This window comes from Burkholderia sp. BC1, assembly GCF_052683555.1.
Genome location: NZ_JBQYLP010000144.1, coordinates 1 through 3,862, shown reverse-complemented (window position 1 = coordinate 3,862; position 3,862 = coordinate 1). Strand labels below are relative to the sequence as shown.

General features: G+C 58.5%; 4 protein-coding genes. All 4 read left to right on the top strand.

The genetic code is table 11. From position 1 onward, the window contains the following. Nucleotides 1-28: 28 nt before the first annotated feature. Nucleotides 29-997 carry a TniQ family protein gene (locus ACSHSS_RS29810; protein ID WP_445545942.1) on the top strand — a complete coding sequence of 323 codons (969 nt, stop codon included), beginning with the start codon at nucleotides 29-31 and terminating at the stop codon, nucleotides 995-997. A gap of 131 nt (nucleotides 998-1,128) precedes the next feature. Continuing rightward, the gene (locus tag ACSHSS_RS29805) at nucleotides 1,129-1,365 is read left to right on the top strand and encodes an MbcA/ParS/Xre antitoxin family protein (RefSeq protein WP_261533264.1); all 237 of its coding nucleotides are present in this window, start codon (nucleotides 1,129-1,131) and stop codon (nucleotides 1,363-1,365) included. Between the two features lie 31 nt (nucleotides 1,366-1,396). Then, the gene (locus ACSHSS_RS29800; RefSeq protein WP_310676765.1) at nucleotides 1,397-1,825 is read left to right on the top strand and encodes a TniQ family protein; all 429 of its coding nucleotides are present in this window, start codon (nucleotides 1,397-1,399) and stop codon (nucleotides 1,823-1,825) included. Nucleotides 1,826-2,630: 805 nt separating this feature from the next. After that, nucleotides 2,631-3,854, top strand: coding sequence for an AAA family ATPase (locus tag ACSHSS_RS29795; protein WP_445545941.1), 1,224 nt, complete (start codon nucleotides 2,631-2,633; stop codon nucleotides 3,852-3,854). The last annotated feature ends 8 nt before the right edge of the window (nucleotides 3,855-3,862 follow it).

The following is a 3,862-nucleotide window of genomic DNA, read 5'->3' as shown; positions in this document are numbered from 1 at the left end:
GTCATCAACCTAACGGTGTCCGCGTGTCCTGAGTTACAGGGGCAACTCCAGCGTTGCTCCGCATCGCGGAGAGTCGCTTTCGTCGTTGCTGCATCGCGTTGCCGAGGTCAACGGGTTGAGTGGACCAGGGATGGTCCTGCGCCGCGCCGGCGTGGCTGCTGCTCGGCCGCGCTTTGCCTCGGAGGTCGATGCGGTTGCCCGTGTTTGCCGGCTTTCCCCGAAACTGCTCCGTGCGATGACACCGATGAACATAGGCGCGATGGACTGTAACGGGGTGAAGCACCCGAAGATCAGCTTGTACGGTCACTGGGTTGAGCCCGATGCAATTCTGGTCGGCGCCAATGAGCGCGTATGCCCGATGTGTATCGCCGAGCACCGACATGTGCTGGGTGTGAATGCTTACGTATTCGCGACGTGCTGCGCTGTCCACGGCGTCCAACTCCTCGATCGCTGTCCGGGCTGTCGACGTGATGTGTCGTCCATGCGACCGGGTCTGGCGCGTTGTCAGTGTGGGACGGATCTCGGGTCAGCCGCGTGTCAACTCGCGACGCCGGACGAATTGATGATCACTAGGCTCATCGATCGGCGCTGGCGCATGAGCTTTGAACATGACGTGCCGGACTGTCCGCCAGGCGTCCCTTCCGGTTTCGCGGCGCTTGACCTTGGGGAGTTGCTGCGCGTGCTTTCGTTTCTCTATCGCGTCAGTGGTGCAACGATCGGGTCGACAGACAAGGGGCTGCGCTCGAAGGCTATTCATGAACTTGTGCCGCGCATGCAGAAAATCGGACAGATCATGTCGGACTGGCCCCGGGGATTCGCGGAACTGGTAAACGCAAAACGGCAATACCGACCTCGGTCGGGTTCGATCCTGAGTTCGGTCCGAAGCGTTGAGCACATTTCCTTGCGTTTGTTCACGGAGTTGCCGGAGCCGCCATTCGCGTTCCTTCATCGCGCATTGGTCGACGCAATCGGCGGTCCAGTGGTGCAGGCCGTGTGACGCGGTGTTGTCGATGACCCGTGGCGATCCGATTCAAATCGGATCGCCACGGGTTCCGACGTGGGACTTCGAATCTGGGCGAGGTGGACATCATGAAAACGTGTCGTTGCGGCACATGGCGATCCGAATGTATGGTCGAGCGCGTGCCTGAAGCGATCTGGAACAGGCTCGTCAAACTTGTGCAGAAAATGGTCGACGAGTCAGGCGAGTCGGAGGGATTTGATGCGGAAAAGTGGTTGTGTACGTGGCTACACGAAGAGGTGCCGTCACTCGGGTGGAAGAAGCCAGTTACGTATCTCGATACCACCGACGGAGAGGAACTGGTGGCCCGGACGCTGCTGAGCATGCAGACAGGCGCCTACCGCTAGGAACGAGCACCGCATCGATCTGGAGTTCGATATGGAAAATCGAAGTTGGATGTCGTGCTCCGCAAGGCCAGCGAATGCGATGTTACGGCTGCCGCTTGCGCTTCGCGTCGAACCCTATCCCGACGAGTCGTTGTCGTCGGTGCTCATGCGTCTGGTGGACGCCAACGGTCTGAGAAGTGTTGGGGCGTTGCTGCGCGACGCCGGTTGCGTTGCGTTCGGTCCGTTGGTTTCCGCCGAGATTGCAGAGCTGTCGCGTGTTTGCCGGATCGGGCAATCGACCATGAGATCGATGTGCCCGGTCGAAGTCGGTGGGCGAGCACGAGGGGCCGCCTTCAGTTACGCGGTGGGGCGTCACGTGATTGAGGCCCGGCACTTGCTTGTTCGAGCGCGCGAGCGAATCTGTCCGATGTGCCTGCTCGACGGCGGAATAATGCTGCCGCCCATCGTCTTACCTGGATGACGGCATGTCCCGTGCATGCTGTTCAACTGCTTGACGTTTGTCCACAGTGCGAGAAGCCGATCATGGTGACGCGGCCGAGCATGGTGCGGTGTCGATGTGGTTCGGCTTTCTCGCACATTTCTCCTGTGGCGAGCGTCCCCGAGGAGATTGAGAGTGCACGCTGTCTGTACCAGTGCTGGCGTATGTCAGCGGCTACAGAATCTGGATTATCCGAAGGTCTAGCCGCGGTAGAGGAGCGAATAGACTGCCAACACGCCGTTGAAATGAGGCCGGGCAGTGGCAGGGTCGACCGGCGACGCGTTCCATTGCGTCAGATACGGTATGCGTTGGGTTTTATCTGACTCCGCAAGGAGCGTCACGGCATTGGGTGCGCATGTCGATAATTTCCAGTCGATGCAGCCACTGTTTCGTGCCAAGCAAGTGAAGCTGCACTCGTGATCTGATGGCAGGAACAACGGCTTCACTTCGTTCCGGTTGCGCAGGGCCAGGACGTTGCAAGGAGGACGAGCATTCGGGAGATCCACCCCATAATAAGTTTCGAAATAGCCGACCAAGCAGTTCCTGATGCCGTTGGCTATTGATGACGCCACGTTGCTGTATCGAAACTAAGGCTGATCCTATTGTGATATATGGCCGACCATATCGGTCGACCGCAAGGTTCGGCAAGTAGTCAGTCGCGGCTATCTGGTTGTTGACGTAAGATTGGCGATGACTAGTCGTACTACGACGTCATCGAACGAGACAAATGAAGCTGATGTACTGAGGAGCCAGTGTTCAAGACAGTTTGATATCGGGGAGAAATCGCATGCGCCTGTGTCGCTTCGAGGTCAGAAATTTCAAGTGCGTCGAGTATGCCAGCTTGGAGTGGGAGGACTTGCTGGTGCTAATCGGTGAAAACAACGCCGGCAAGTCAACCATCCTGTCGGCCATTGCTGCTTTCCTGAGCGGCAGCGCTATTAAAGACCCATCGTTGTTCCGGCGACATCTGACCGATGTGGCGAACGCGATCGAGCTCATTGGACATTTCGACGGTCTCAGCGACGAAGAGGCAACTCAGGTAGCAGTTCGTGGTCGCATGAACGGCGACCGCTGGGTCTTGAAGAAGCGCTACTGGTTCGAGCCCGGCGAGGACGGCGAATCGGGTGGGTGGAAAGAGGCGCTGTATTCCTTCTCCGGCGCGGAGCGATTTGAAGGCTGGCCAGAGGCTGACGCGACTTGGAATGCATTTCCAGAGGAATATCAGCCGCTCATTGCGGCGCTGCCAAATCGCGGAGTTCGCCCTACGAACGCTGCGAGAGAGACCCTGCGCGAGGCGGTGCGACGGCAACGGCCTGACCTCGTGGCTTTCGGGGCGCCCAATTGGGTGCCTAACCCAGGTGGCGGCGGAAATTGGAAAAGCAACGCCAACTCCATCCTGCCACGCCCCATATTGGTACGGGCGGTGCAAGAAGCTAGCGACGAGACCAACGCGAAGGATGCGTCGACCTACGGCAAGTTGGTGAATCTCATTGTCGAGCGAAGCTTGGCACAGCGCCCGGAAATGGTTCGGTTGCAAGAGGCGTTGGACGAGGTGCTGGCCTTGTTCCGCCCTGACGAGGCCAATCCTCAACGCCAAGCCCAGGAGGTTCGGGACCTTCAGGACCGGATCAACCGGAGCCTTAACGAAGTAGTAGGAGGCCAGGCGCTGATTCGTACGGAAGCGCCGGAGATTCGATCGATGGTGCTGCCATCAACGTCTCTGGTCATCCGTGACGTGGAAGCAGGCATCGATACTGACGTTGGACACCAAGGACACGGCCTTCAGAGGACATTGGTCATTACCTTGCTGCAATCACTGGCCGATGCGCAGGCGCAGGTTGTACCTGGTGCGGCCCTCGCACCGGTAAGAGCCAACATCCTGCTGATCGAAGAGCCGGAGCTATATCTTCATCCGCAAATGGAGCGGTTGATGCGTGACGTTCTGTATCGTTTGGCTGAACAAGCTTCTTGGAGTGGCCCCACGTATCTGAGGACACGAGGACTCTCTTAAAATAAGGG